Below are 26,095 nucleotides of genomic sequence, written 5' to 3' on the forward strand. Positions count from 1 at the left end.
ATGGGCTAAGGGTGAGGGGATGGGAAAATAAACATTTATCATTAATTATCCATTCCCCCTACCTTTCTGATTTATGGGAGCGCACCCTAATTATTTTCTATTTTTTTTAAAATATCTGCTACTAATTCATGATCCCTTAGCTGGGAATCGTCTAAAGTGGGTGAGATGTAATAATCGCAAAAGTCAAAGACGTGAGTTTGGGTATTCGCCCCCCCATAACCAATTACTTTTACTCCTGCTCTAGTAGCCGCTAAGATTGACTGAAAAGAGTCTTCCAGTGCGATCGCCTCATGGGCTTTTATACTAAGATTACTTAGAGCCTTTTGATAACCTTGGGGCGAAGGTTTGCTTTCGGTGAGATTTTCTTGGGTAATAATAGTTTTAAAACTTGATTCTAAACCAGTAATTTGCAAGAGAGTATCCACATTAGTTTTAGAAGTACTGGTCACTAGACCTAAGAATAAATCGTGAGTTTGGGCGTAGTCAATTATATTTTTGGTAAAAGGTCTTATGGAAGGTTTTTTCTCTTGAATTAATTTACAAGCAATGGTTGTTTTTAATTGATGGATTTGCTCAATTTTTTCGGGAGTCAACTTTCTATCAGTGGCATCAGAAAGCATTTCCAATCTCTTTTTTCCGCCATTAATCTCCAACAATGCACGATAAGTTGACAAATCCCAGTGCCAGTCAATCCCTAATTGAGACATGGCCTGATTATAGGCTTCCCGTTGTAATTCTGAAGTCTCTACCAAAGTACCAATGGAGCCAATAAAAATTGCTTTGTACATTTTTTAAATGCAGATTGTTAAGATTAAAATAAGGATATTAGCACAATTTCTAGTAAAGAATTCAAAAACAAGAAAATGGGCAAAAGAACACCACAGGATGGATTACCACATTGGGAAGAAGCTCAACATCTCGATGATATTGTCATGGATAAGCGCGAAGGCAAACGCGCCAACAAGGCGAAGGCAAAAAGACGCAATCGTCGTTATGAGAATCGCCTCTTGAGGGGTACCATAGACATTTTAGATTTGCATGATGAAGATGAGCAATAAAAAATAAATTTTACTCGTTGAAATAGTCTTCTTCTTCGAGGGTTTGATGATTATATAATTCCTCTAATTTTTGATGGCTAAGGCGACGGGATACCCGACGATATTTTTTTGTGTTTAATTTTGGTTCGTTGCAAACTTCCCCAGAGTCTTTGACCATTTTTTTGACGCTAGATTCTGCATCACGGGTATGAGCGATTTTTTCTTCTTGGGCAAGGATTTCTTCTAAAAAGCGCAGATAATATTCATATCTTTCCCATTCTCCTGTTACCACACATTCTGGCTCTTCTTGGTGCAAACAGTCGTTAAATTTACATTGTCCTTGGCTTAGTTTTTGTCGGGCTTCAGGAAAGTAGTTAATCAGATTTTGGGAGGTGCAGTCGAAGTCAGGTTGGTTAAATCCGGGGCTGTCGGCAATGTATCCTCCTTGGGGCATTTCAAATAATTCTACATGGCGGGTGGTATGTTTTCCTTTTTGTAGCTTGCCTGATACTTCGCCAATGCGGATGGTGAGTTGGGGAATGAGTAGGGAGGTAAGGCTGGATTTTCCGACTCCGCTAGGTCCTGAGAAGATGGTTATTTTATCTTTTAATGCTGTTTTTATGGTTTCGATTCCTTGTTGTTTTTCTACACTAAAAAAGAAGGGATCATATCCCCATAATTTTAATTTTTCTTGCCATTGTTCTCTTTGCTTTTGACTAATTAAATCAGCTTTATTTAGTCCTAATAATAGTTTTAAATTAGTGGATTCTGCTTTGACTAAAAAACGGCTTAGTTGGAGAGGATCTAAGGTTGGCTCTTCGAGGGCAAATACTAACAATATTTGGTCTGCATTGGCGATGGGAGGTCTTTCTAGTTCTGTTTTGCGAGGAGTTACAGAGGCGATCGCCCCTCGTTCAAATTCTGTAGATTTTACATAAATGCGATCGCCCACTAGTACCCTTTGACCCATTTTTTTGAGGCGAGTAGGACGAGTACAAAGGAGGGTTTCTCCCTCATCCAGACGCACCTGATAAAAGTTCGCCTGTACCGCCATCACCGTACCTATTTTAGCATCAGATTTAGCCATAATCATTAACTAAGACTTGACCAGTAAAGTAAAATAATCATCCGATGGAGTAATCGATTCAATGTGATACCCCTCCATCTTAAGACTATTCGGCACTTGTTCAATGGGTTCACCACCATCTAACCAAATTTCTAACAATTCTCCAGAGGGCATTTTTTCTAACTGTAACTTACTACGGATAAAATTTAGGGGACAAGGTGTTCCTCTCAAATCCAATTTATTATTAGTCATTAATGTATATTTGATATGTTTGAAAATTAGTTTTTTTTAATTAAAAGTAATTAAAATTGTTTACAATCTATTTTAGTTTTTGATAAATTTTACTATTAATAAAAATTATTTTATAGTAATTAATTATTACAAACTACTTATGCAGGAGTATCACTCCAATCATCCTCACTCCAGTCAATCTCTTGGGGATTACAAGATATTTCACCGCCATCCTGACTTTCTATCCATTCATTCCAATCGTCAATGTCATCCTCCTCAGGGGCTGGAGTAGCCTCCTCCGCACTGGCATTAGTTTGACTATCTTCCAATAAATCACCCCAATCAGCTTCCTCCTCATCACCACCTTCCGCAGAATCAGTTTCTCCCAAAGCATCAAAATCAGTGCCATCAAAAAGTGCCTCAGATTCATCCTCCTCCGTTGTCACATAGTGATGATTAAGGACTTCGTCACCTACTGTTTCCGTTTCTTCATAGTCTTGAATGACAACATCATCAACCCAACTTTCTTCGCTGGTATCCTCCCCAAAACTGCCATCAAAATCATCGTAACTAGACTCGGCAACTTCATCAGGGGATATAATCTGGGTAAACTCATCCTCTTCTATGTCATCTGGTGCATCAAAGGCATCAAATTCTTTTTCCGAAATAGACTGGTTATCCGCTGCAAAATCATCAAATTTTGCTTCCGAAATTGATTGGTTATCTTGCTCATTATCCGTAGTAAAATTCTCAAATTCTGCCTCCGAGATAATAGAACTATCTTCTTCATTAGATGTAGTAAAATCCTCAAAATTTTCAGGAATATCACTAATATACTCTTGACTTAAATCTTCTTCCTCAAGGGAACTATTGGTGCTAAATTGTAATGGTTCAAGATTAAGATTTCCCCCTGCCATAATATCAAAAGCCTTAAGCAGAGTTTCTCTATTTTGTTCCCAAGTTTGATAAATTTCGGCAGTTTTTTGTTGGTGAAAATTAACTATATTTTCATGGCTATAGTCCAAAAGTTCTGAATCTATATTTGTTGCTGAGCCTTTAACTAAGTCAATCTCTTTGGCGATCGCATAGGTATTATCTTTAGTTTTTAAAGATGTTTTTAATGTAATTTTTAAACTATTACTAAGGGCTATTAAGAGAGCTTGTTTGTAGTCTTTTTGATTTAGGGCTTCATTGATTTGTTGAGAGCTATCCATATTTACAACTATTATTAAATATTATGAGTTTTCTTGAATTAGGGTAAACATATTTTGCAAACTTTGAATATTTTGTAATATTCTTTGGTGGGCATTTTCTACCTCTTGAAAATGTATTTTCTGGATTTTATCGCTATTATTTTGATTTTCAAAAGAGTCTCCTAATTCATTCTCAATTTCGTTTTCGAGGAGATTAACGGTACTACGAAAATGTATATCTTGAGTCGGTTGTTGTTGAGGGGATGAACTGGTAACAATTTCAATTTTTAATGCTTCTGACATGGCGATCGCCATTGCTTGATCAATGTTACCGTCTCTAATTTGTGCTTTAATTTCTTGTATTTTACTCATATCAAAAAGAGACTCTCTTTTAAAATTTCTTCAAATAGCTTAACCCATAAACTGACAAAATTTTACCAAAAATCTGTCACCCGATAATTTAACTCGGTCAACATTTGCCGCAACAAAGGTAAACTCAAACCAATCACATTACTATGACAACCAACAATTTTATCAATCAAAAATCCACCCTTCCCCTCAAGGGCAAAACTACCAGCGCACTTTAATGGCTCTCCTGTTGCCACATAAGCCCGAATGGTATCATCATCCACATTGGCAAAATAAACCTCCGTCATGCCGCATCTAACCACATTTTTACCATGATTAAGATCTAGTAAAGCATGACCAGTGTACAACTTCCCCACATTACCCCGCATACTACGCCAACGATTAATGGCTTCTTGCTCATTTTCAGGTTTACCATAAATTTCTCCATTTACCGCCAACACAGAATCACAACCCAAAATTAACCCATTATTATGATTTTGAGCCACCGTAGAAGCCTTATTTTCTGCCAAGGTATTGACAAGATTGTGGGGGTTGAGTAAATCTATCAGCGATTCATCATAATTACTTACCTCCACTTGGGGATTAATGCCAATCATCTTAAGTAGTTTGAAACGGGCGGGGGAAGCCGAAGCAAGAATAAATTTAGTCATTAATTATTTTCAAAAATATAAAATATATATTACTTGATACCTGTATGGACGTAGTACACTACCTACGTCCTCTACTATCTACTTACCTAACACCTAAATTAATAAGAAGCGAGGGAAAAAGAATTAGCTACTATTCTGAACAACTCCGAGACACTATCCCAACGAGATTCTGTGGTAGAAATATTAAAAGTGAACAATTTACCATTATTTGTCACCACACTAGCAAGGTTATGACGATATTGATCTTCTCCTAATTTTACTTGGTACTCTAGGATGTAATAATCTTTGCCATCGACCTCTCTTTTTTCCGCAGAAATTAGCTCGGCATTTCTTCCCGAATCAGGGCTTTGGTTAACCATCTTCATAAAGCGATAACCAACATCGGTGGGAGTACCTAAATCTGATAATTCTTTGCTTTCTCCTACTTTGCTGATAATTACGCTGAGGTTTTCGGTGCGCTCGATGAAGTCTCGATAAACCACATCAACCCCTTCGGAAGCATTTTGAACCTCCACAGGCATCCAACCGTTAGGATATAAAAATTGATAGCCGTCAATGGCATCCGTATAACGTTGTAACCCCCCCAAAGTGGGAGAACAGGATGCAAGGGAAAAGGTTACGATAATCAATAGAAAGGAAAGTAAGCGTTTTATCATAATTTTTATGTTAAAAATATTTTGTTTTATTTTCCCATGAAAACCCATGATTATGTATTACTAAATAATAAAAGAATAAAAAGTTTGCTAATTCGTTGGGTAAAAATAGAGTTTTATTAAATCTAATTGCTCTAATCTTGATGAGCTGATTACAATTGAGATAACCATAGATGAGGGGAAAAACATGACCAATTCAGCCGATAGACCTAAAAAACCATTACCCTTACCCCCCCTAGTACCTCCTGGCGCTAATGGGAGCAAAAAAAATGTTGAAGATGAAGATGATCAAACCAGAGTCAGTTTAGGGAAAATGCCCCCTCTCTCATCCCGCTCGGCTTTGGGAAATGGGCAAAGGGAGATGATCGATATTGGCAGTAGAAAGCCTCTTTCCTTAGATGATGATTTAGAGGATTTTGATGATGATGGTGTCACCCAAATTAATCCAGGTACAAAAGTTCCTCCTCTGGGTAGTACGACCGCCCGTAGCCCCTCTCCTCTCGGTACGGGGGGCTTACCTGGTAGAACTTCTCCTCCCCCCAGTGCAGGGGGTGCAAACACCCGTAGAATGCCCCCAGAACCTACGGGGGTAAAAAGAGGATCTCCCATTGCCCGATCGCCCTTACACACTCCTGCTACCCCTCAAAAAGAGTATGTTCCCCTCACCCCTCCGGCCCAACGTTCTCCAGGACAACCATCTTTAGAAGAATTAATTAAGATTGCCTATGATGAGGGTTATTCTGATGTCCATTTGGGGGTGGGTGAATTGGTGCGAATGCGCGATCGTGGTGAGATTCTTACCCTTGAGCAGTATCCCGAAATAGATAGTAACACTTTCATGAGTTGGTTACAGGAGATTTTACAACCATCCGACATCCAAAAATTTAAAAAAGAATTAGAGTTTGACGGAGCCACCCAATACGATTTTGCCAGGGTGAGGATCAATGTTTTTGATACTTTGCGAGGTCATGCTTTGGTATTACGTCTGATTCCTCTCAAAATTTTGAGTATGGAGCAGTTAAAATTGCCCCCCATTTTTAAAGATGTTTGTGAGGCTCACAAGGGGTTAGTTTTGATCACAGGACCCACTGGTTCGGGTAAATCTACCACCCTAGCCGCCATGATTGATTATATTAATGCGGAGCAAAATAAACATATCATTACCATTGAAGATCCTGTGGAATTTGTCCACAAAAGTCGTAAATCTTTGATTAAACAAAGAGAAGTGGGGGTTCATACTCTCAAATTTGATAATGCCCTCAAAGCCTCTTTGCGTGAAGATCCTGATATTATTCTAGTGGGGGAAATGAGGGATAAAGAAACCGTTAATACTGCCCTAAAAGCCGCTCAAACGGGTCACTTGGTCATGGGTACTTTGCACACCAACAGTGCTGTTAAAACCCTAGAACGTATTTTTACCTTATATACCGCCGAGGAACAAACCGCCATCCGCAGTGCGCTCGCCGAGTCGTTGGTAAGTATTATCGCCCAAGGATTATGTCGTACCACCGATGGCAGAAGGGCGGCTTACCATGACATTCTCATTAACACGGAAACTGTCAAGGACTATATTTTAAGTAATAAATATGATGAAATTACTACCCTAATGGATGAGGGAGAATTTGACGGCATGATGACCATGAATAAATCTTTGTTTAATCTTTATCAAGAAGGTCGTATCACCGAGGAAACTGCCCTAGAAAAATCCCCTGTACGCAACGAAATGGCGATGATGTTACGGGGAAGAATTTAGCAATGGTGTTAGGGAAATTTATTTCGCAAAAGGTTGTTCTTTAGTAGTCCAAAGATAAGGGATTAAAACCCCTTGTTAGGCAATGGTATTAAAGGTTTGATAATATTTAGGTTTAATTTTTTTGATGAAAATATTACATTTGAGTGATATTCACTTAGGGAGCAGTTTTAACCACGGTAAAATTAGCTCTGAAACGGGCTTAAATACTCGTTTTCATGATTTTGTCAATAATTTATCCATCTGTATGGATAGGGCTTTGGAGGAGTCGGTGGATTTGGTCTTGTTTGGGGGAGATGCTTTTCCTGATAGTACCCCTGTTCCCTATTTGCAGTCGGCTTTTGCTTCTCAGTTTCGCCGTTTGGGGGAGGCTGGTATTCCGACAATTTTGTTAGTAGGAAATCATGATCAACATAGTCAGGATAATCAGAGGGTGGGAAATGCTAGTTTGTCTATCTATCACAGTTTGGGGGTGCCTAATATCACGGTGGGAGAAAAGTTAGAAACCCATGTGATTGATACTAAGTCAGGAGCCATACAAGTTATTACTTTGCCTTGGTTGACTCGGTCTATATTTTTGACAAAGGAGGAAACCAACGGTTTATCCATGGAGAAAATTAACCAGTTGTTAATTCAAAAGGTTGAGGTGGCTTTGGAGGGGGAAATTAGGGCTTTGGATAGTTCTATGCCTACTATTTTGTTGGCTCACCTGATGGCGGAAAGGGCGCAGATTGGGGCAGAGCGTTATTTGGCGGTGGGCAAAGGGTTTCAGATTCCTTTATCGATGTTGATTCGTCCTGAGTTTGATTTTGTGGCTTTGGGCCATGTCCATCGCCATCAAAATTTGAATCTTCGCAATAATCCCCCTGTGGTTTATCCTGGTAGCATTGAGCGGGTGGATTTTTCGGAGGAGAAGGAGGAAAAGGGTTATGTTTTGATTGATATTGATGAGCAAAAAACGGTTAATTGGCAGTTTTGTGGGCTTCCTGCTCGTCCTTTTTGCACCATTGAGGTGGATGTGAGTGATAGTAAGGATCCTTTGGGGGCTATCTTAGAGGCGATCGCCTCTAACACCATTGAGGATGCTGTGGTAAGGTTGATTTATAAGGTGCGATCGGAGCAACTAGAAACCATAAAAAATAAAGTTATTGCGGAGGCTTTAGCTTCTGCCCATACCCACACCATTCGTACTCACCTTGTTAGTATGGAAAGCCGTCGTCGTCTGCCAGAGTTGGGGGTAGGTAAAAATTTAGATCCCTATTCTGCTTTATCTACCTACCTCGACAATCGGGAAGATATTCAAGATATTGCGGATGATATGTTGTTAGCGGCCGAGAGTTTATTGGCGGAAATTGTTTAAAATTGTCAATAAATTATTAATATTTGATGTTACGTAAAAATATAATTAGTTTGCACTGGTAAAGATGTTGGATGTTCATGCTATGTCAGTATATCGGTTGAGCTAGGAGACTAGAATCAGGCAAGGGGCTTAAGCCCCTTGTTAAAATAATGATGAATGAGTGCGTAACGTCAGTTAATATTTAGAGTTTTACCATGAAAAATTTATTCTTTTTTGCCATAGCTGGAGATTTTCCCATTTATTTTGTGGCGGTTTATGCAGTGGGTTTAGTGGCAGCCGTTTCTATCGGTTTGATTGCTTGGTACAATTCCAAACGCCCCGTAGGTTGGGAGGATACGGAAAAACCAGACTTCATTCCCGATCTTAAAACCAATGCTCAATCCCCCCAAGAAGATCAAGATTAGCTTCTATTTTAGCTGATAAGGAGATAGGAAAATTGATAATTACAATTTAGCTCTCAGGTTAAAATATTTATCAATTGTTAATCATTCCCCGTTCCCTATTTCTTATTCCCCATCTAAATCAAGACACTTTTTTATCAAACCCTACTTAGGTTAATGATATATTGGCAGAGGAATATATAAGCAAAATACTATGGATTCAACAACAATAAAAGATAAGGTAATGGCGATCGCATCTAAGCGTGAAATGTTAGTAAAATTATCAGAAAAACCTGATATTGGCAATTTAAAATTAGATGTAACCCAAGCCCTCGATGAATTAGATGAACTCATCGAAGAATTACATATCACCTTTCCCGAAACTGCTAAAAATTAGCAATATGACATAACTAAACACTTTTTGTGGGAAAATAGGAGGGGTACATTAAAAAACCTGTCAATGAGTAAAATCGAAATTGGTGGTGTCGAACATTTTTACGAATTAACCACCCCACCGGATCAAGATTCGTCCCCTCCTACCCTTGTTTTTATCCATGGATGGCTTCTCAGTTATAAATATTGGCAACCTCTCATTGAAAAACTACGGGAAACATATCCCTGTCTGGCTTATGATTTAAAAGGTTTTGGAGATTCTCAATCCAATCTTGGTGATTGTGATGACTCTGCTTTTAGTCTCAAAAGCTACGCCTATGACTTAAAAGAATTATTAACAGCGCTCAACATCAAAAAGGCTTGGTTAATTGGTCACTCCCTTGGGGGTAGTGTCGCCATTTGGGGGGCTGATATGTGTAGTGATGTCATAGAAGGGGTTATCTGTGTCAATGCAGGGGGAGGGATTTACCTCAAAGAAGAATTTGAGCAGTTTCGGGGGGCAGGAGAAAAAATGGTGAAATTTCGTGCGCCATGGCTGGGTTATGTGCCTTTCCTTGATGTGGTTTTTGCGAGAATGATGGTAAAACAGCCTTTGTCTAGGTATTGGGGCAAACAAAGATTAAAAGACTTTTTACGGGCAAAAGAACAAGCTGCGATCGCCTCTTTGCTCGAATCCACCACCGAAGAACAAGTCCACTTACTACCCCAAATCGTGGCTCGTCTAGCTCAACCCTTACACTTTATCGCAGGAAAACAAGACAAAATCATGGAAACCAAGTATGTAAAACACTTAGCCAGTTTTCATGAACTGTTCAAAAACCATCATGACAACATTTTTGAAATCGATAATTGCGGACATTTTGCCATGCTAGAGCAAACCGATTCAGTCCATGAACAAATTTTAACAATTGTTCAAAAATGCGAACAGAATCAAAATAAAGTGCTACCATAATGGGAGTCTTAATAATAATTAGATCTTAAGCCAGACTAAATAAATTTAGAATGATACAAGTAATATTCTCTCCACTGCTAGGGCTTAAACAAATAAGCCTCATCAATGATTTTAAGTCCCAAGCTGTATTGAAAAGTTATTTTTTTCTGAATAAAACAAGTATTAAAAAGAAAGTCAATTTATTGATATTCGGGGCTTAAACCGATGGACTGTTGTCCCATGGGTACGGAAATTAGTTACAATACGATGTTGGACTATTATTTTGTTTCCCCAACATTTCCCCCCGGAAATTCTCATTTACTTTTATCGTAAAAACAAATTTGATCTTTAGGAATATTAAGGGAAAGTCTATGCTAGACCGCAAGATTTATCAAATGTACAAAGAAGGTTGTGATGTCTCTGTGTTCTTGCGGGATCAACAACGGTGGATTGAAGATGCACAAATCATCGGAATTGAAGGAGATGTCGTAACCATTCGCTATGAAATGGACGAAGATTATGAAAATAGCTCTTGGGAAGAGTTTGTTCGTTTAGAAAGTATTGGTGCTGTCAGCCGTAAACTCGCCTGTGTACCCCGTGGCAATACGGAAATAAATGTTTCGGAAGATTGTCCCGAAGCTGAGCAAATTTATCCTCGTCGTCAAGATCAAGATAAATAATTGACAATTGATAATTAACCATTGAAAATTGAGGGGGTTGAGTTTTTCAGCTCCCTTTATCATCATAGTAATTTTTAATCAATGTCATTAGATAATTTTTTAGTTTGTGAAGGGGATTTGCCCCTTGATGTTTTTGAGCAATATAATCAAAGCGATGTATTGGCCATTGATACCGAAACCATGGGTTTAGTTCCTCAGCGCGATCGCCTTTGTCTAGTACAACTGTGCGATCGCAAAGGTTTTGTAACCGCCATTCGCATCAAAAGAAATCAAACCGAAGCCCCCAATTTAGTTAAACTTTTAGAAGCTCAACACATTACCAAAATTTTCCACTTTGCCCGTTTTGACGTGGCCCAATTTTTGTACACCTTTGGAGCAAAAACAGAACCCATATTTTGTACCAAAGTAGCTAGTAAAATGGCTCGTACCTATTCAGGTAGCCACGGTTTAAAAACCATTGTCCAAGAATTGGAAGGGGTGGAATTGGATAAAAAAGCCCAAAGTTCGGACTGGGGTAACGTTGAAAGCCTTTCCTCTGAGCAGTTGAGCTATGCTGCCAATGATGTGCGTTATTTGATACCCATGAGGGAAAAATTGATCACCATGCTACAAAGAGAAGAGCGTTGGGATTTAGCAGAAAAATGTATTAATACTATTTCTTTATTTGTAGAATTAGACCTAAATTATTACAAAGATATTTTTGAACATTAAAAAAAATCCCCTCATTTACGGGGGGACTCTTTTTGTTTAAACGATGATTCATGATTTTTTTGCTAGGTGTAACAATTCAAACACACCTTGTAAAACTTAACTTTTGACAGGGCAAGTATTGTTATAACACCACCGTAGAAGATTACCGACTAATAAATATTTAATGGCTTCTAATACCCAATAACCCTCATGCCAAGAAACCATTTGATGGGGCATTTCGGTGGTGGCACTAAATTGATTGATGGATAAACCCCAAGCGCTCATGTGAGGAATGAAAATGTAGGTATAGGCTAGGGCGATGAGGAGTAAAAGGTTAGCAAATACGAGGAAAATAGTTTGTTTTTCTTCGGGAAATTGATGGTTAAAATAAAACACCAATGACACGGTTAAAATCAGTGCGGCACAAATTACTTCAATGCGATTAAAAACACCAAAAATTAGGAAGCCGACATTGGCAAATCCGCCGTCATTCATCATGCCACTAACGGATAAACTGGGAATCAAAATAAAGTCTAAAAATAGACTACTACAAAACCAAAAGCCCAAGGTGGAGAGAATGATGGCATTCCAATTTAAATCTTTATTGACAAGCCTAGAAATTATGTTCATAATAATAATACCTATTTTTTTCTATATTTCTAGGATAACTTACCCTCTAGGCTATTTATATTAAGTATTTTAACTTTTTTTCTTAAGTTTAATTAAGACAGTCTCTAGTTATTTTTACCTATTCTTTCTTGGGTGATTTTAAAAATAATATTTTAATTTTTCTCATATATTTCTATGAGTTGACGGGCGATCGCACTCCAGCTATAATTTTGTTTGACTAAGTTAAGTCCATTAAGCCCCCTTTGTTGTCTTTCTTCGTCACTTTCTAGGGCAATCATTAATTGTTTAACTAAATCATCTTCATTAAGATTACATATCCATCCTGCCTTAGCTTTTTCTATTTCCTGATAGATATAAACTTGGTCAGAAATTAAAACAGGTGTACTAAATGCGATCGCCTCTACCACGGCAATGCCAAAATTTTCATAGAAAGAAGGAAGTAAAAATAAATCGGCTTTTTGTAGCAAAGCCACCTTCTCATCCCCCGTCACAAAGCCCGTAATGGTAGTGCAATCAGACAAATTAGAAGAAGTAATTTGAGCCTTTATCTGTGCCTCATAACTCCTATCTTGAGGATTTGCCCCCGCCAAAACAAAATGAAAATCATATCCTTGGTTTAACAACCGTTGCAAAGCTGGAATTAAAAACTGTAAACCCTTTTTTGGCTCAATGCGAGACATAAACAACAATAAAGGTTTACCACGGGGGATATTATACCTATCATATATAAAATGATCATCTATGGTGCGATCGGGAATTTCCACCCCCAACGGCACAATTAAACGGTTAACTCCTGCCCCAAAATCCTCAGAAACATCCGCCTCCTGCTGACTGGTAAAATGCACCCCAAAGCTGCCCCTTAAATTGGGCTTCTCCAGTAAATGACCATATATTTTTTTTAAACCCCTCTTTTTTTGCAAATCCTTGGGGTCTAAAGTTCCTAAAGGACGTAAGATATAAGGTAAGCCCCGATAACGACATATAGAAGCCGCCATAGTAGTCACAGGGGAAAACAAAGCATGGATATGCGCCACATCATAATCATTCCCATGCACCCATAACCAGCGCAACAAATCCACGGAAAACTTATAACGGCGAAAAGGAGAGCAATTAAAATAAATTACCTGATAACCGTCTTTGTCAACAATACATTGCAAAGGCACATCCAAAGGAGCTTGTCCTTGATCACCATTAGCATTAGTCGTAATAATAGTAACATCCTGCCCCTCCCTTGCCAAAGCCCTACACAACCCCAAAATCATCTGAGAAGGGCCACCATAAACCAAAGAAATAGAAGGTATAATCTGTAAAATTTTCATAATTAAGCATTATTTTAGTTGTTGGGTTATATCATCCCTTCCATTAGAAAAAGTCTCATAGTAATATTATCCATAATCGATTCTAAGTCTTGAGAATTGGGAGATTTAGGGGCAAATTTTTTTGTAACTAGTTACTTAAAATCTGTTCATAAAACCCTAATAAATTCCTTGCCAAAGCCTTATTAGTATATTTTTCCATAGTCTTTTGATAACCCTTTTCTCCCAACTCCTTAGCTAAATCAGGATTATTCATCAATTGCTCAAGACAATCCTTTAAACCCTTATCATCTTTCTCTTTAAATACTAAACCATCATCCCCTATCACATACGGAATCTCCCCCGAATCAGAGCCAATTACAGGCACTTTACAAGCCATGGCTTCTATTAAAACATGACCAAACTGTTCTTTCCATCCCTTCGCTGACATTGTCTTAAAACTTTCATCGGTTTCTGAAGGTAATACTAAAGTATCCATCAAATTAATATAACGAGGTACTTGATCATGAGCAACACTAGGGATAATAATTAAGTTATCTTGTAGTCTTAATTTACTAATTTCTGTAATAATTTTTTCCTCTAATTCTCCCCTACCTAAAAGTAATAATTTCCAGTGAACATTATCTAATTTTCCCACTGCTTTTATAAGAGTTAAAATACCCTTTTCAGAAACAAACCTACCGACAAATCCTATAATAAAATCTTCTTCTTTTATTCCTAATTCTTCCTTTAAGTAAGGTTCTTTCTTCGGAGAAAATAATATATCATCCACACCTAAATTAGGCATAACAATAGACTTACCATGATAAGCATGATCATTGATAATGTCTAAAGCATCTTGGTTTCCCGCAATAAATCCATGGGTATTATCGAGGTTAAATTTCTCTAGCCAACTAAAGGGGAATTTAAGATCGTAGGGAATATTCCACCAAGTAAAAAAGAAATTTTTAGCTTTTAATCCTAGTATTTTGTTTAGGATAATTAACTGAGCGTAGGCAAAAGATTTTATACCTTGTTCCACATGAATAATGTTGGGTTTAAACTCTTTTAAAAAGCCAATAATTTCTGGACTAAAGGTTAATAAACCTTGATGATTTTGGCTATAATTAGTAATGGGAATAATTTTAAAATTACCTTCATCCTTAAATTTAGATCTAATAATTTTATTTTGCACTCCCCCAGGATTCCAGATTTTAGGTACAACAACCCTAACTTGAATCTTTGGGCTTATTTTAGCTAATTCCCTTAGTTTTTCGCAGTTTAAATCGACTATGTAGGAATGTCCCACTACTAATATATTCATGATAATGGCAAATAGTGACTATGCTTAATCAAATAATAGTGGAAAATAGAAAATGTTTACGGATTTTGTGTGCTTACTCAGATTTTGAACTAGCATTATTTGTAGGGCTAGGAATTTTTTTATCTTCCTTTTCTTTGCTAGATTCTATTTGAGCATTCATCGAAATAGTTTCTTCTATTTGTTGAGCTTCTTTTTTTAACTCATCTTGAAACTCTTTAGAGGCATCTTGAAAACCTTTGAGGGTTTTTCCTAAAGTTTTACCAATTTCGGGTAATTTTTTGGGGCCAAACACCAAAAGGGCAACCACAAAAATTACGATTAATTCAGGAAGTCCGATGCCAAAAACATTCATAATAATATTGTCTTAACTAAAGAGTTTTGTGTAAATCAACAATCAACCTTGTACAAACAGAGTAACAATTATCTTCCTAAACTTGACCAATCAACAGTGATGCCATCAAGAATGAGGGAGGAGTTATAAATTTGGAGGATGATTAAAAGAAATACCAAAAATAAGATCATGAAAACACCCATTAAAGGGGTGGTACTCCAACCGGGGGCTACTTTCCCGTATTCGGAGTTAAGGGGTTTGAGTAAATCGCCTAAACGGGTACGTTGTGACATATTGAATCTTATATATATTTAAATTTTTTCTATGGTCTTTTTTGACAAGACGATTATAGCAAAATATGGGGGTATTTTTTGCAACTGACCTCGACATTTGAAGGAGAGTATTGGTTTGGTGACTCTGTTTGTTACTCAAAACAAATATTAAACTCGAAATCAGGTTAGTGAAAGAGTAAGTTTTTCAATAACCTATTTTGCAACAACTGTATTTTAAAATTAATTTTTTTTGGATCTTAAGATTACTATAGTGGTTGATCATCAAGCCAAACACCATCAATTACAGCACCATCACTGAAAGTGTATATTCCTTGTCCGTTTTTCTTGCCATTGGCAAACTCCCCTTCATAGGTATCACCATTTTCATAGTCACACAGTACTTGTCCATGGAGTTGATTGTTTTGAAATTTTCCCCGACAAACATCACCATTGGCAAAAATAAGGGCTCCCTGTCCTTGAAATTTACCGTCAACAAATTGACCCTCATAACGATTACCATTGGTAAATTGATAAGAACCTCTGCCAGACTGTTTACCATGCTCAAAGTTTCCTTCATATACTCCACCATTGGCAAAGGTAAATTTTCCCTGTCCATGGGGAATTCCATCTCGAATATCTCCTTGATAGGTATCATCACTGCTATATTTTCTTTCTCCTACTCCTGTTAAATTTCCTTCGGTGAAAATTCCCTGATAACTACCACCATCAGCAAAGGTGTAAAGTCCTTGTCCATCAGGTTGATTATTTACTAATTGTCCTTCGTAGCGATCGCCATTTTCATATTCACAGATACCCTCTCCTTGAATTTCGCCATTTTCTACAGTACCTTCACAAATATCTCCATTGGCATAGATAAACTTGCCTTCCCCTTGGGGATTACCATTGACAAATTTCCCCTCATATCTACTCCCATCAGTTGAAATATAAACCCCTTCACCGTGGGGTTGCCCTTGTGTGAATTCTCCTTCGTAGGTATCTCCTTCTTTATAAGTTCTTTTACCGACTCCCTCAATTTGATCGTTTTTAAATTCCCCCTCATAAACATCACCATTGGCAAAAGTATACTTACCTTCGCCGTGTTTTTCCCCATGGACAAAGTCTCCTTCATAAATGTCACCATTACTGAAGCTACATTTTCCTTCGCTGTCAAGATTACCATTCCTTATTTGCCCTTCACATTTACTCCCATCGGGAAGATTAATGGTGTTTGCCAATACAGGGGAAAGAAAAAATAAGCTATTGGCAATGGTCAAACCAAAAAGACTAATGAATAAATGTTTTTTGTTCATGATTGTCTGTAATGTAATTCAGATTCTAATTGTATATTTATTCAGACTTTTATTGACATTTAAAAGTTTCTTAATTAACAAAAAAAATAAATGTTTACACCTGTTAAATATTAAATAAAAGCTATTAAAAAATAAGAAAAATTATGATTTTATACTTTGCTTTATAAGCAATTTATTCTAAAAAAAATAAACATTTTTTCCTTTAACTTAATGTTACTATTACTTGCTAATAAAATATAGATATTACCCTCAAAAAAGTATATTAATTCATCAAATAAACAAGTTTACTCAGTAGCATCACTTTCGGTCGACTCTTGCTGTTGCAATTGTTGTTGACGTTCCTTTTCAGCCTGAGCTTCGGCTTCCCGTTGTTGACGTTCCTTTTCAGCCTGAGCTTCGGCTTCCCGTTGCTGACGTTCCTTTTCAGAATTGTTCTGTTGTAAAGGTTCTTGCTGTTGATTTTCTTGCTCTGCCTGACGTTGGGCTTCTCTTTCTTGCCGTTCCCTTTCTAGTTGTTGCTGTCTTTCCAATCTTTCTTGTTCAAGTTGGGCTTGACGTTCTTCCCTTTCTCTTTGTTCTTCCAGTCGTGCTTGTCTTTCCTGTTCCTCTTTTTTCTGACGGGCGAGGCGATCAAAGTCTGAACCTGCCACGGTAAAATTGATACGAACCTGTACTGATGTGTTATCACTACCAGGAGATGAAAATCTCATTTTTTGAGCTGCCAATAATGCTTGTCTGTTCACCTGACCATTACTATTTCCACTGACAATACTAGCTCCGACAACATCACCGTCACCATTGATATTTACCCTAACGGTGGCTTGACCTTCTACTCCGTCTAGGGTCGAGGGATAGGAGGGTTGACAATTACTAATACATCTGATACTGGCAGGGGGTGTATTACGGTTGGATTGAGGACGTTCTGGTCGAGATTGGTTACTAGCGGTCAAATTTTCAGGAACTGAGTTGGTGGGCGGATTGTTGTTGTTATTGCTACTGCGGTTATTGTTACGACTGAGGTTATTTCTGAGGTTGGAACGATTTTCCTCAGATTGATTGTTGTTTACAGAACTAGGAGTACGGCTGTTATTTCGAGCAATTCTACCGCTAGATATTTCTTGCTCGTTGTCAAAGGAAGTTGGTCTTTGATTGGAATTGGCATCCTCACTTTGAACTCTGGAGGGTTGACGTGATTGGTTACGAAATGTGTTGTTGAAATTGTCATTTTCTAAAGGTTGTACTGCATTGGGAGAGTTGTTCCGTGCCAAGGTGTTGTTATTGTTGTTCGATTCTGATTCGAAAGCCTGGGGAATAGTGTTGTTATTTTCTGGATTTCTGGTGGGACGATTGGGGGTATTAATTTGTGGTCTGGTGGGTTCGGGAGTAATGGCACTAGGATTGCTCTGAGGTTGGCTAACTTCTGGTTGTTCGTTAACGGGGGTTTCAGGCTGAACAGGATCAACTACTGTGGGGGTAGGTTGAACAGGGCGAATGGGGGTAAGATTAGCGGAAACAGTGGGATTACTAGGAGGGGGTGGAGAGTTGGTAGGGATATTTTGAACCTGATTTTGTTGAGGAGTTGGAAGGGTGACAGGTTCTGGGGGAGATTCGGGTTGTTCTTGGGGAGTGGTTTCTGGAGGTTTTTCCTGAACTAAAATTAGCTCGATGGGTTTTTGTTCTTCTTTGGTTATGGAATTGGGTCTAGTGGTAATGACATATAACAAGGCTCCATGAACGGCGATGGAGCTTATGATTCCGAAGGTAAGTAATTTTTTTGTTTTTTCTGCTTCTTTTTGTCTTTGCTCTAAACACGCAGAGGAATAGGTCATGATGAATGATTGAGTTTTATTTGCAAAAGAGTTGCATCTGAAAGATTATTTCGCTATGTTGATATGTTAGTGTAATTAATAAATATTCGCAACTATTTACCAGAAGTAGTAAGTCAATGTCACTAGACAATTTTTTTGACGGTGGGGGGTGTTGTCACAATACCACTGTTGACTTTTTCGTTGATTACGGTGCGGTTAATTATAGAACGTTTTTGGTTCTGGACAAAAGTCAAGTCTAGGGAAAAGACGTTGATCAAGGAGGTTCTTAAAATTTATTCTTCTGACAGTGTAAAGGCGATCGCCCGTTTACGCAAAAACCTTGATCTACCTATGGCAAGAATCTTTTTAGAGTCGTTGGAATTACAGGAGGTAAATGCAATAGAATTTCGTTTAGTATTAGAAATGGCAACTCAAGCAGAACTGCCCTTATTGAAAACTTGTTAAATTTTTCAATAATCATCAAAATTAGTAAACAGAATACTTAATTGACTATAAAACTTATTTTATCAGCATCAGATTTTCAGGCAATAGTCATAATGTATTAATATTATTGTAAGGCTTAATACATCAGAGTTTTAGTCTAGTAGTTATTTTGGTTTGCGTAAATCCTGATGTAGTTAAATTACATTTTGTTCAGTGTTAATAACTTGCTCGGTGGTTGAGTTGTTATTTAAAGATTGAGTGTAAGCATTAAATCCCGCATTTTTGAGGGCATTGACTGTGTTTTCTGCATTTTGAACCCAATAGTTATTACCCAAGCGGATAAAAATTCGTTCTTGTAAATCATGAAGTAGTGCAAAAACGGGTATTTTTGCTTTATTTTTTTCTCCTGATTGTTCTTGTAAAATACTTTTTAATTTTCCTTGCAGTTTAGGTTCATCAGCTTGATTAAAATTCAGGCTAATTAATACCATTTTGACCTGTTCAATTACTTCTATATAATCTACTATCATTTGTGGTTTATCATCTTTTTTATTCTTATCTGCTTTACCCCAAATAATTACAGGAGTATCTTCCCTGAGTTGATTTTTTACTTCATTATAGGTACTAGCAAAAACGATCGCATCTACCTGTCCTGAAATATCTTCAGCGGTTAAAAATGCCATAGTATTACCATTTTTGTCGATGTGAGGCTTAATCATGGTGAGCATTGCCACCACACAGATTTTTGTCCTTGATTTTTGTTGACCCAAATCACTAATATTAATAGGGGCAAGTATTTTCGCTGAATCCACAAAGGGTTTTAGAGGATGTTCAGATACATAAAAACCTAGATATTCTTTCTCTGATTTTAACTTTTCTTGGGGAGTAAAATCTTCAATTTTAGGTAGTTGGGGAGCATTGGCATAAACAACTTGATTCGAGTTATCTTCTGGGGTAGCTGATAGTAAATCAAGCATATTTAACTGTCCGCTTTCTTTTTCTTGATGTCTTTTTTGGGACCAACTGATTAATAGTTCTAAACCTTCTAATAATTGCTTACGATTGTCATGAATAGTATCAAAAGCCCCTGCATATACTAAGGTTTCTAAGGCTCTTTTGTTGACTGTTTTAAGATTAATCCGAGCCATAAAGTCACCAATATCTTCAAATATTCCCCCTGCTTCTTCCCTTGCTTCGAGGATGTTATCGATCGCATTTTCGCCCAAGTTTTTAATGGCAGATAGTCCAAAAATTATTTTTTCCCCTTGGGGAGTAAACTCTTTTTGTGAGAAATTAATATTAGGAGATAAAACATCTATCCCCATTTTTAAACAATTTTCCCTATATTTTTCTACTTTTTCCTGATTATCACTACTAGCACTCATCAGAGCAGACATATATTCGACAGGATAATTTGCCTTTAAATATGCTGTTTGATAAGTCACATAAGCGTAGGCAGTGGAGTGAGACTTATTAAAACAATTAGAAGCTACCAAGCCATTTTGGAGTAAAAAATTATGATCTTTTCCTACTCCTATATCATATACTTTCTGGATACCGTGCGATCGCCTTTTAACTATTTTTACCATCGTTCATATTTAATAATTAATTTAATTTATTTTGCTTCTTTATTTTGCCTCACTCCATTACCTCATCTTCCCACAACCTAATTACTCAAAGCATTAACAATAGTTTCAGTATTAGCTCTCATCATACCAATATAAGTACTAGCGGGGCTATTCTCCGCTCCAAGGGAATCAGAATAAAGCTCAGTAGGTGCCACCTCAATACCAGCCTCTTGGGCAACGGTTTCAATAAGTGTAGGATTGATAGTCGTCTCTGCAAAAATAGCCCGTACCCCTTTTATTCTAATGGTTTCCACCAAATCACGCACCGTTTGGGCGCTCGGTTGTTCCTCAGTACTAATGCCTATGAGAGTGCCAGGTATCTCCAAACCGTAAGTTACTCCATAATATTGAAAAGCATCATGGGTAGTAATCAATTGCCTTTGGGAAGGAGGAATTGTGTCAATTTGCTCTTGTATCCAGATATGTAACTCTTGTAATTCTTGGATTAAAGTTTCCGCATTCTCACTAAAAATTTCCTGCCCATCGGGTTTTAACTCAACTAATTTATCTCGGATACCTTCCACCATGATAATTACATTTTCTACATTACCCCACACATGGGGATCTGGCACCATTTGACCTTCTTCTTCAAAATCGAGGGGGGGTACTAATTCTCCCACGGCTAGGGTTTTAGCATTTAGCCCTGATGAATTAATTAGTCTAATAAGATTTGGTTCTAAATCATAGCCATTATAAATTACTAAGTCAGCATTTTCGAGGGTGATATTATCTTGGGGTACAGGTTCGTACACATGGGGGTCAGATCCTCGTGGTAATATACCTGTATGGTTAATTTTTTCTCCACCAATTTCTTCTGTGAGGTTGGCAATAATGGTGGTAGTGGTAACTACATTTAATCTATCATCGGAGGAGTTTTGATTATTGGTTACTTCCGTTGCACCGCAGGCGGTAATGGTAAAAATGGTTAGAGCAATTATTTTTATCTTGGCTATTTTTTTAAACATTTTTTATCATAATCTTTTCATAATCATATTTTAAAAGTTTATCATAATCTTTTCATAATTGCTATGTGATAAAAAAAAGAGGCATCATATTAATGACCTCTGGGGTTGATATTTTACGATTTTGAAGTACTTAGATTATGTGAGTTGATTTTCTTTGGTGATTTTGATTAAAAACCTTAATGCTTCATTCACAGACTCGGAAGTAGAAAAAACTTTTGCCACATCAGAGTCTAACTTAACTATATTTTCACCAACTTTTCTTTTTTCTCCAACTTTTCTGATTTGTAATGATCTCAAGTTATATTCTTGTCTTAGTTCATCATTCATAGTCTCAGCCCTCTTGATAAGCTAGTTTTTCATTTTTAGTTGCTTTTCGACAACTGATAATTCTTATTTTATTCTTTCTTTCAGTATAAGAAACTAAGAGTATTTTTCCCGTTAAAGATTCCCCTATTATGATGTAACGGTTTTCTTGTGTGGAATGATCAGGATCAAAAAAATCAATGTATAGTGGATCATCGAAAACTGTTTTTGCTTCATCAAATGATATTCCATGTTTGGATAAATTCGATCTCGCCTTGTCCTCATTCCATTCAAAAATCATCATTAATTAAATCAACTAACCGTATCTATTAACTGTCAATTATCAATTATTCTTAAATCTTGCCGATATTAGAAAAAGGGTAAAAGCGGAAAATGGCTTTGCCGATAACGTAGTCTTGGGGTAAAAATCCCCAGAGGTGAGAGTCGTTGCTGTTGTTGCGGTTGTCACCCATGACAAACAAACTTCTCTCTGGTACTGTGATTGGCTTTAGGGTATAGTTAAGGGCTTCTAAGATGTAGTCTTCTTTTTGAGGAATATTATTGACATATACTTGTCCATTTCTGACTTCTACTATGTCTCCTGCGGTGGCGATGATACGTTTGATAAAGGCTTGACTAGAATCGTATCCAAGGATTTGTAGCTGGGGTGGGGGGGTAAATACGACGATGTCTTGAGCATGGGGAGGGGTAAATTTGTAGGATACTTTTTCGACTACGATACGATCGCCCGTCTCCAAAGTTGGTATCATTGATTCTGAGGGAATATAACGGGGTTCTGCTATAAATATTCTAATGGCGATCGCCAAGATTAACCCTACTAAAATAATAAGAGAGTTTTCCTTAATTTGTTGTTTTTTGATGGATACCGTTTCAGAGGATGATTTAGTCATAAAAATGTGATTTGTAAACAGTTATTAAGATTGACTTCAAAGAAACTAAAAAAAGTAAAATAATCCGCCAAATCTAGTAAAGTGTTAAAAATTGGGAATAAATAATTGACCTAATAAATAAAAAATGAACTAATAGTTTATTATTAATAAAGTTTTGACAAAAAAACAAACACTCAACACCCAACAAACTAATTATCCCTTATTGATTGTGAGTTTTGACCCATTTACAAGGTAAAATCATTAATCATTCATAAGAAATTCAGCAAAAATTGGCAAAAGTGTTTGATAATATGAGCAAAAGTCAGTAAATTTAATAATTGGGTTATTCTGACTGTAACATTTTTCATTTAAATAAAAATCAGGGAGAATTATTATTATGGAATCTCAATATAAAGATACCGAATCAAAAGCAGCAGAGACGATAGATAACGTAGATAACGAAATGGGTGGTATCATTAGTGCGAGTCAACCAGCTTCCGGGGCAGAGCAACCTTGGCAAGAATGGGTTGATGTAGCCGTTGACTTTCTATCTCAAGTGCCTGAACAATTAGGCAACTTCTTTGGAGAGTATAAACAACCTTTAACCACCGTAGGCTTAATTCTTACCGCAGCTATCACAGTTTATATCACTCTTTCTGTGTTGGATGCCATTGGAAATATTCCTTTACTAGCATCCATTCTCGAGTTGGTAGGTTTGGGTTATACCGCATGGTTTACTACCCGCTATTTACTCAAGGCTTCTACTCGTGAAGAATTATTTGCCGAATTTAATGGTTTGAAAAAACAAATCTTGGGTGGCAAATAGATTTCCAGATTGGGTTAGAGCGATTATAATGATGGTTAAATATTAATCAATTATTTTTTTGCCTAACCCGTTTTTTATGGCAATTTTTGGGTATTCATCACCAAAACTAAGAACCAATTATGGTTTATTTTCAAATTCACTCCGATAGTGAAATTCCCCCCTCCCAACAACTATTTGACCAAATCCAATTTGCGATCGCATCTAGGCAATATCCCCCCGGGCATCGACTTCCTAGCACCCGTCAACTAGGGCAAATCACAGGATTACATCGCAACACCATCAGCAAAGTTTATCAAAAACTAGAAAAAGTAGGTTTAGTGGAATCCCTCACCGGCTCAGGTATTTACGTAAAAGCCCAAGGAAATGAAGGTATCATCGAGAAAAACAATACCCTTCCCACCAAATACTCAGAAATTCAAAAGATTATTAGCCAGAATATAGATCAATTAATTCTTTCTGGATTAAACCTCAATCAAATAAAAGAACTATTTTCCACAGAAATTGACTGGCGACTTAGTTGTAATGCCCTTGTATTAGTTACCGTGCCTTCCGCCGACATTGGGGCAGGAAAACTCATCGTCTTAGAATTGCAACAAGCGCTGATGATGCCCATTCAACTAATTCCCCTCGAAGAATTAAGCAAAGTTATTCTCAAACAAACCTCCGCCACCGTTGTCACCAGTAGATATTTTGTCTCTCAAGTATTAGACATTATTTCCCAAAAATCCATCCGAGTTATTCCCATCGATATATGTGACTATGCCAAAGAATTACAAATTATTAAACAACTACCCCCAGACTCCTGTTTAGGAATAGTTAGTTTAAGTACGGGTATTTTGCGAGTAGCAGAAATGATGGTACAAAGTTTACGAGGTAATGAAGTTGAGGCTATTATCGCCCAAGCTAGTGATAGTCGTCGTCTCAAAAATTTAGTCAGTCGCGCCCATACTATTATTTCCGATAACCATAGTTATGTTGCTGTCAAAAAAATGATTTTAGCTCTACGGGAGGACTTAATTCGCCCTCCCAAACTAATTTGTAGTGACAACTACATCGGTGAAAAGTCAATCCAACTATTAAAACAAGAATTAGGCATTGCTTGATAATATCTAACTACTAGGTTGAGGAATAGTAATATCAACGGTTTGAATTTCTTGATTTAACGGGGTTAAAGTTTGTCTAACTTCATTGCCATTACCCACCACTAAAGTGACAAATTTATCAGGTTGTAGGTAGTTTTGGGCAGATTTAAATACCTGTTGGGCGGTAGTATTAGTAACCGCTTTTTGGTAGTTAAAAATAAAATCTTGGGGATAGCCGTAATACTCATAGGTCATAATACGGGAAAGAATTTGATTAGGGTTTTGGAATTGGAAGACAAAGGAATTGAGAATAGAGTTTTTGGCATACTCTAAGTCTTCTGGGCTAATAACGTCGGTGCGCAACTTTTCTATTTCTCCTCTTAGGGCTTGAATAAATTGCCCACTGCTTTCGGTGTTGGTTTGCCCTCCCGCTAAAAACAGTCCCGGATGATCATAATTTGCTCTCCATACCCCATACACTGAATAAGCTAGTCCTTGGCGCGATCGCACCTCATTATGTAATCTACCCCCAAAACCATTTAAAACGCCGTTAATAACCGTTAAAGTGGGGTAATTGGGGTCATCTAATCTACCGCCGATATGTCCTAATAAAATATTACTTTGGGTTAACTGGGGTTGATCAACTAAATATAATCCCGCAGAAGCTAACTGGGTAGGGGTAGCAATCTCTTGATTAGGTGCAGGAGTAGTAACTTGCCAATCTCCGAGGGTTTGGTTGAGGAGGTTTTTTATATTTTCGGGTTCAAAATCTCCTACAATACCAAGGATAATATTTTCAGGGCGGATATGCTGTCGATAAAAACTAACGATGTCTTCCCGTGAGATGTTTTCCAATGTACTATATTCAATAGTACGGGCGAAAGGACTATCATCACCATAAATTAGTTTTCTAAATTCCCTTTGTACTACATTTCCGGGGTTGTCGTTACGGCGAGAAATAGCACCTCTAAAATTATTTTTTTCAAAGTCTAAAAAGTTTTGTTCAAAAGCAGGATTACGTAATATATCTGCAAATAAAGGGAAAACTTCTTCTAAGTCGTAGCTAAGGGTGTTAAAACTGGCGCTACCCGAATTTGTGCCGATGGATGTCTCGATGGAGGCGGCTTTTTGTTCGAGGATAGTATCGATTTCGCTTCTACTATGGTTGGTGGTGCCCCCTGTGCGTAGTAAATCCCCTGTGAGGGTGGCTAATCCTATTTTGTCATTAGGCTCAAATTTATCCCCTGTCCTCAAGATGGCACTACCTGTAATAAGGGGAAGGCGATGATCTTCCATTAAATATACTACCATGCCGTTATCCAAGGAAAGGCGATCGTATTCTGGTAGTTCAACTTCGGCAAGGGTGGGGTATTCTAAATCGGTATAATGGCTGACGGATTGAGCGATGGCTGCATTACGACTAATAACCGTCAGAGTAACCGCTACAAGTCCTATGGCTAACCATTGAAAGAATTTTTTTAGTTTATTCATATTAGTATTTTTATGTTTTGTTTGCTTACAAGCAATGGCTAATAGTGTCTATTTTAGGTGGGGAATGGGGAATAGGGAATGAGGAATGGTCTAATTTTTTTTATATACTAATA

General features: G+C 37.4%; 31 protein-coding genes. 11 read left to right on the forward strand and 20 right to left on the reverse strand.

The window, feature by feature from the left end; genetic code table 11:
* Window positions 1-86: 86 nt before the first annotated feature.
* A complete protein-coding gene (locus tag A5482_RS11855) occupies window positions 87-788 on the reverse strand; it encodes an HAD family hydrolase (RefSeq protein ID WP_069792114.1) in 702 nt (233 codons plus the stop codon).
* Between the two features lie 75 nt (window positions 789-863).
* On the opposite strand from A5482_RS11855, the gene A5482_RS11860 reads away from it, so the two are divergent.
* Entirely contained in the window at window positions 864-1,058 is a 195-nt protein-coding gene (locus A5482_RS11860; protein WP_069792113.1) for a hypothetical protein, read from the forward strand.
* A gap of 10 nt (window positions 1,059-1,068) precedes the next feature.
* Here A5482_RS11860 and rsgA read toward each other — a convergent pair whose 3' ends face one another.
* From rsgA to psbP, 6 genes are all read right to left on the reverse strand, one after another.
* Window positions 1,069-2,124: a small ribosomal subunit biogenesis GTPase RsgA gene (rsgA, locus tag A5482_RS11865; RefSeq protein WP_083260511.1), complete on the reverse strand. Its 1,056-nt coding sequence runs from the start codon at window positions 2,122-2,124 to the stop codon at window positions 1,069-1,071.
* Window positions 2,125-2,133: 9 nt separating this feature from the next.
* Window positions 2,134-2,355, reverse strand: coding sequence for a sulfurtransferase TusA family protein (locus tag A5482_RS11870; protein ID WP_069792111.1), 222 nt, complete (start codon window positions 2,353-2,355; stop codon window positions 2,134-2,136).
* Between the two features lie 137 nt (window positions 2,356-2,492).
* Window positions 2,493-3,548, reverse strand: a complete 1,056-nt coding sequence (locus A5482_RS11875) for a hypothetical protein (protein WP_069792110.1) — start codon at window positions 3,546-3,548, stop codon at window positions 2,493-2,495.
* Between the two features lie 21 nt (window positions 3,549-3,569).
* The gene (locus A5482_RS11880) at window positions 3,570-3,899 is read right to left on the reverse strand and encodes a hypothetical protein (RefSeq protein WP_069792109.1); all 330 of its coding nucleotides are present in this window, start codon (window positions 3,897-3,899) and stop codon (window positions 3,570-3,572) included.
* 62 nt (window positions 3,900-3,961) lie between these two features.
* A complete protein-coding gene (locus tag A5482_RS11885; protein ID WP_069792108.1) occupies window positions 3,962-4,546 on the reverse strand; it encodes a Maf family protein in 585 nt (194 codons plus the stop codon).
* 98 nt (window positions 4,547-4,644) lie between these two features.
* The gene (gene psbP, locus A5482_RS11890) at window positions 4,645-5,202 is read right to left on the reverse strand and encodes a photosystem II reaction center PsbP (protein WP_069792130.1); all 558 of its coding nucleotides are present in this window, start codon (window positions 5,200-5,202) and stop codon (window positions 4,645-4,647) included.
* A gap of 184 nt (window positions 5,203-5,386) precedes the next feature.
* Here psbP and A5482_RS11895 point away from each other — a divergent pair, with 184 nt between their 5' ends.
* The 7 genes from A5482_RS11895 to A5482_RS11925 all read left to right on the forward strand — a co-directional run bounded on the left by A5482_RS11895 (window position 5,387) and on the right by A5482_RS11925 (window position 11,404).
* Complete coding sequence (locus A5482_RS11895) at window positions 5,387-6,952, forward strand: type IV pilus twitching motility protein PilT (protein WP_069792107.1); 1,566 nt, start codon at window positions 5,387-5,389, stop codon at window positions 6,950-6,952.
* 121 nt (window positions 6,953-7,073) lie between these two features.
* Complete coding sequence (gene sbcD, locus A5482_RS11900) at window positions 7,074-8,309, forward strand: exonuclease subunit SbcD (protein WP_069792106.1); 1,236 nt, start codon at window positions 7,074-7,076, stop codon at window positions 8,307-8,309.
* 194 nt (window positions 8,310-8,503) lie between these two features.
* Complete coding sequence (psb35, locus tag A5482_RS11905; protein ID WP_069792105.1) at window positions 8,504-8,713, forward strand: photosystem II assembly protein Psb35; 210 nt, start codon at window positions 8,504-8,506, stop codon at window positions 8,711-8,713.
* 190 nt (window positions 8,714-8,903) lie between these two features.
* Window positions 8,904-9,086 carry a hypothetical protein gene (locus A5482_RS11910; protein ID WP_069792104.1) on the forward strand — a complete coding sequence of 61 codons (183 nt, stop codon included), beginning with the start codon at window positions 8,904-8,906 and terminating at the stop codon, window positions 9,084-9,086.
* 63 nt (window positions 9,087-9,149) lie between these two features.
* Window positions 9,150-10,034 carry an alpha/beta fold hydrolase gene (locus A5482_RS11915; RefSeq protein ID WP_069792103.1) on the forward strand — a complete coding sequence of 295 codons (885 nt, stop codon included), beginning with the start codon at window positions 9,150-9,152 and terminating at the stop codon, window positions 10,032-10,034.
* 350 nt (window positions 10,035-10,384) lie between these two features.
* Window positions 10,385-10,693, forward strand: coding sequence for a DUF6679 family protein (locus A5482_RS11920; protein WP_069792102.1), 309 nt, complete (start codon window positions 10,385-10,387; stop codon window positions 10,691-10,693).
* A gap of 81 nt (window positions 10,694-10,774) precedes the next feature.
* Window positions 10,775-11,404 carry a ribonuclease H-like domain-containing protein gene (locus A5482_RS11925; protein WP_069792101.1) on the forward strand — a complete coding sequence of 210 codons (630 nt, stop codon included), beginning with the start codon at window positions 10,775-10,777 and terminating at the stop codon, window positions 11,402-11,404.
* Window positions 11,405-11,500: 96 nt separating this feature from the next.
* On the opposite strand, the gene A5482_RS11930 is transcribed toward A5482_RS11925, so the two are convergent.
* The 7 genes from A5482_RS11930 to A5482_RS11960 form a co-directional block, all read right to left on the reverse strand.
* Window positions 11,501-12,013 carry a hypothetical protein gene (locus A5482_RS11930; RefSeq protein WP_069792100.1) on the reverse strand — a complete coding sequence of 171 codons (513 nt, stop codon included), beginning with the start codon at window positions 12,011-12,013 and terminating at the stop codon, window positions 11,501-11,503.
* Window positions 12,014-12,165: 152 nt separating this feature from the next.
* Window positions 12,166-13,332: a hormogonium polysaccharide biosynthesis glycosyltransferase HpsP gene (hpsP, locus tag A5482_RS11935; RefSeq protein WP_069792099.1), complete on the reverse strand. Its 1,167-nt coding sequence runs from the start codon at window positions 13,330-13,332 to the stop codon at window positions 12,166-12,168.
* A gap of 127 nt (window positions 13,333-13,459) precedes the next feature.
* Window positions 13,460-14,632 carry a hormogonium polysaccharide biosynthesis glycosyltransferase HpsO gene (gene hpsO, locus A5482_RS11940; RefSeq protein ID WP_069792098.1) on the reverse strand — a complete coding sequence of 391 codons (1,173 nt, stop codon included), beginning with the start codon at window positions 14,630-14,632 and terminating at the stop codon, window positions 13,460-13,462.
* Between the two features lie 73 nt (window positions 14,633-14,705).
* Window positions 14,706-14,984 (reverse strand): TatA/E family twin arginine-targeting protein translocase, encoded by a 279-nt coding sequence (locus A5482_RS11945; protein ID WP_069792097.1) that lies wholly within the window; start codon window positions 14,982-14,984, stop codon window positions 14,706-14,708.
* Window positions 14,985-15,052: 68 nt separating this feature from the next.
* Window positions 15,053-15,256 carry a photosystem II reaction center phosphoprotein PsbH gene (gene psbH, locus A5482_RS11950; protein WP_069792096.1) on the reverse strand — a complete coding sequence of 68 codons (204 nt, stop codon included), beginning with the start codon at window positions 15,254-15,256 and terminating at the stop codon, window positions 15,053-15,055.
* Window positions 15,257-15,501: 245 nt separating this feature from the next.
* Entirely contained in the window at window positions 15,502-16,545 is a 1,044-nt protein-coding gene (locus tag A5482_RS11955) for an MORN repeat-containing protein (protein WP_069792095.1), read from the reverse strand.
* Between the two features lie 284 nt (window positions 16,546-16,829).
* The gene (locus A5482_RS11960; RefSeq protein WP_069792094.1) at window positions 16,830-18,374 is read right to left on the reverse strand and encodes a TonB family protein; all 1,545 of its coding nucleotides are present in this window, start codon (window positions 18,372-18,374) and stop codon (window positions 16,830-16,832) included.
* A 168-nt stretch (window positions 18,375-18,542) separates the two neighbouring features.
* Here A5482_RS11960 and A5482_RS11965 point away from each other — a divergent pair, with 168 nt between their 5' ends.
* Window positions 18,543-18,818 (forward strand): hypothetical protein, encoded by a 276-nt coding sequence (locus tag A5482_RS11965; RefSeq protein ID WP_242412034.1) that lies wholly within the window; start codon window positions 18,543-18,545, stop codon window positions 18,816-18,818.
* Between the two features lie 173 nt (window positions 18,819-18,991).
* Here the strand turns inward: A5482_RS11965 and A5482_RS11970 are convergent, their stop codons facing one another.
* From A5482_RS11970 to lepB, 5 genes are all read right to left on the reverse strand, one after another.
* The gene (locus A5482_RS11970; protein WP_069792093.1) at window positions 18,992-20,386 is read right to left on the reverse strand and encodes a helix-hairpin-helix domain-containing protein; all 1,395 of its coding nucleotides are present in this window, start codon (window positions 20,384-20,386) and stop codon (window positions 18,992-18,994) included.
* A gap of 77 nt (window positions 20,387-20,463) precedes the next feature.
* Window positions 20,464-21,390, reverse strand: coding sequence for a metal ABC transporter solute-binding protein, Zn/Mn family (locus tag A5482_RS11975; protein WP_069792092.1), 927 nt, complete (start codon window positions 21,388-21,390; stop codon window positions 20,464-20,466).
* 135 nt (window positions 21,391-21,525) lie between these two features.
* Window positions 21,526-21,717: a hypothetical protein gene (locus tag A5482_RS11980; RefSeq protein WP_069792091.1), complete on the reverse strand. Its 192-nt coding sequence runs from the start codon at window positions 21,715-21,717 to the stop codon at window positions 21,526-21,528.
* A 4-nt stretch (window positions 21,718-21,721) separates the two neighbouring features.
* Window positions 21,722-21,994 (reverse strand): BrnT family toxin, encoded by a 273-nt coding sequence (locus A5482_RS11985; RefSeq protein ID WP_069792129.1) that lies wholly within the window; start codon window positions 21,992-21,994, stop codon window positions 21,722-21,724.
* A gap of 52 nt (window positions 21,995-22,046) precedes the next feature.
* Window positions 22,047-22,604: a signal peptidase I gene (lepB, locus tag A5482_RS11990; protein ID WP_069792090.1), complete on the reverse strand. Its 558-nt coding sequence runs from the start codon at window positions 22,602-22,604 to the stop codon at window positions 22,047-22,049.
* 376 nt (window positions 22,605-22,980) lie between these two features.
* Between lepB and A5482_RS11995 the strand changes: the two genes are divergently transcribed.
* Together A5482_RS11995 and A5482_RS12000 are read left to right on the forward strand one after the other, a co-directional pair.
* Window positions 22,981-23,409: a CAAD domain-containing protein gene (locus A5482_RS11995; RefSeq protein ID WP_069792089.1), complete on the forward strand. Its 429-nt coding sequence runs from the start codon at window positions 22,981-22,983 to the stop codon at window positions 23,407-23,409.
* A 119-nt stretch (window positions 23,410-23,528) separates the two neighbouring features.
* On the forward strand, window positions 23,529-24,512 hold the full coding sequence (locus A5482_RS12000; RefSeq protein ID WP_069792088.1) for a GntR family transcriptional regulator: 984 nt from the start codon (window positions 23,529-23,531) through the stop codon (window positions 24,510-24,512).
* 6 nt (window positions 24,513-24,518) lie between these two features.
* Here the strand turns inward: A5482_RS12000 and A5482_RS12005 are convergent, their stop codons facing one another.
* Entirely contained in the window at window positions 24,519-25,982 is a 1,464-nt protein-coding gene (locus A5482_RS12005; RefSeq protein WP_069792087.1) for a M16 family metallopeptidase, read from the reverse strand.
* Window positions 25,983-26,095 lie beyond the last annotated feature (113 nt).

The sequence above is a fragment of the Cyanobacterium sp. IPPAS B-1200 genome (assembly GCF_001747005.2).
Lineage (GTDB): Bacteria > Cyanobacteriota > Cyanobacteriia > Cyanobacteriales > Cyanobacteriaceae > Cyanobacterium.

Excerpts from the sequence above, each read along its gene's own strand:
- A5482_RS11855 (WP_069792114.1), bottom strand. The coding sequence starts at position 788 with ATGTACAAAGCAATTTTTATTGGCTCCATTGGTACTTTGGTAGAGACT.
- A5482_RS11860 (WP_069792113.1), top strand. The coding sequence starts at position 864 with ATGGGCAAAAGAACACCACAGGATGGATTACCACATTGGGAAGAAGCT.
- rsgA (WP_083260511.1), bottom strand. The coding sequence starts at position 2,124 with ATGGCTAAATCTGATGCTAAAATAGGTACGGTGATGGCGGTACAGGCG.
- A5482_RS11870 (WP_069792111.1), bottom strand. The coding sequence starts at position 2,355 with ATGACTAATAATAAATTGGATTTGAGAGGAACACCTTGTCCCCTAAAT.
- A5482_RS11875 (WP_069792110.1), bottom strand. The coding sequence starts at position 3,548 with ATGGATAGCTCTCAACAAATCAATGAAGCCCTAAATCAAAAAGACTAC.
- A5482_RS11880 (WP_069792109.1), bottom strand. The coding sequence starts at position 3,899 with ATGAGTAAAATACAAGAAATTAAAGCACAAATTAGAGACGGTAACATT.
- A5482_RS11885 (WP_069792108.1), bottom strand. The coding sequence starts at position 4,546 with ATGACTAAATTTATTCTTGCTTCGGCTTCCCCCGCCCGTTTCAAACTA.
- psbP (WP_069792130.1), bottom strand. The coding sequence starts at position 5,202 with ATGATAAAACGCTTACTTTCCTTTCTATTGATTATCGTAACCTTTTCC.
- A5482_RS11895 (WP_069792107.1), top strand. The coding sequence starts at position 5,387 with ATGACCAATTCAGCCGATAGACCTAAAAAACCATTACCCTTACCCCCC.
- psb35 (WP_069792105.1), top strand. The coding sequence starts at position 8,504 with ATGAAAAATTTATTCTTTTTTGCCATAGCTGGAGATTTTCCCATTTAT.
- A5482_RS11910 (WP_069792104.1), top strand. The coding sequence starts at position 8,904 with ATGGATTCAACAACAATAAAAGATAAGGTAATGGCGATCGCATCTAAG.
- A5482_RS11915 (WP_069792103.1), top strand. The coding sequence starts at position 9,150 with ATGAGTAAAATCGAAATTGGTGGTGTCGAACATTTTTACGAATTAACC.
- A5482_RS11920 (WP_069792102.1), top strand. The coding sequence starts at position 10,385 with ATGCTAGACCGCAAGATTTATCAAATGTACAAAGAAGGTTGTGATGTC.
- A5482_RS11925 (WP_069792101.1), top strand. The coding sequence starts at position 10,775 with ATGTCATTAGATAATTTTTTAGTTTGTGAAGGGGATTTGCCCCTTGAT.
- A5482_RS11930 (WP_069792100.1), bottom strand. The coding sequence starts at position 12,013 with ATGAACATAATTTCTAGGCTTGTCAATAAAGATTTAAATTGGAATGCC.
- hpsP (WP_069792099.1), bottom strand. The coding sequence starts at position 13,332 with ATGAAAATTTTACAGATTATACCTTCTATTTCTTTGGTTTATGGTGGC.
- hpsO (WP_069792098.1), bottom strand. The coding sequence starts at position 14,632 with ATGAATATATTAGTAGTGGGACATTCCTACATAGTCGATTTAAACTGC.
- A5482_RS11945 (WP_069792097.1), bottom strand. The coding sequence starts at position 14,984 with ATGAATGTTTTTGGCATCGGACTTCCTGAATTAATCGTAATTTTTGTG.
- psbH (WP_069792096.1), bottom strand. The coding sequence starts at position 15,256 with ATGTCACAACGTACCCGTTTAGGCGATTTACTCAAACCCCTTAACTCC.
- A5482_RS11955 (WP_069792095.1), bottom strand. The coding sequence starts at position 16,545 with ATGAACAAAAAACATTTATTCATTAGTCTTTTTGGTTTGACCATTGCC.
- A5482_RS11960 (WP_069792094.1), bottom strand. The coding sequence starts at position 18,374 with ATGACCTATTCCTCTGCGTGTTTAGAGCAAAGACAAAAAGAAGCAGAA.
- A5482_RS11970 (WP_069792093.1), bottom strand. The coding sequence starts at position 20,386 with ATGGTAAAAATAGTTAAAAGGCGATCGCACGGTATCCAGAAAGTATAT.
- A5482_RS11975 (WP_069792092.1), bottom strand. The coding sequence starts at position 21,390 with ATGTTTAAAAAAATAGCCAAGATAAAAATAATTGCTCTAACCATTTTT.
- A5482_RS11980 (WP_069792091.1), bottom strand. The coding sequence starts at position 21,717 with ATGAATGATGAACTAAGACAAGAATATAACTTGAGATCATTACAAATC.
- A5482_RS11985 (WP_069792129.1), bottom strand. The coding sequence starts at position 21,994 with ATGATTTTTGAATGGAATGAGGACAAGGCGAGATCGAATTTATCCAAA.
- lepB (WP_069792090.1), bottom strand. The coding sequence starts at position 22,604 with ATGACTAAATCATCCTCTGAAACGGTATCCATCAAAAAACAACAAATT.
- A5482_RS11995 (WP_069792089.1), top strand. The coding sequence starts at position 22,981 with ATGGAATCTCAATATAAAGATACCGAATCAAAAGCAGCAGAGACGATA.
- A5482_RS12000 (WP_069792088.1), top strand. The coding sequence starts at position 23,529 with ATGGTTTATTTTCAAATTCACTCCGATAGTGAAATTCCCCCCTCCCAA.
- A5482_RS12005 (WP_069792087.1), bottom strand. The coding sequence starts at position 25,982 with ATGAATAAACTAAAAAAATTCTTTCAATGGTTAGCCATAGGACTTGTA.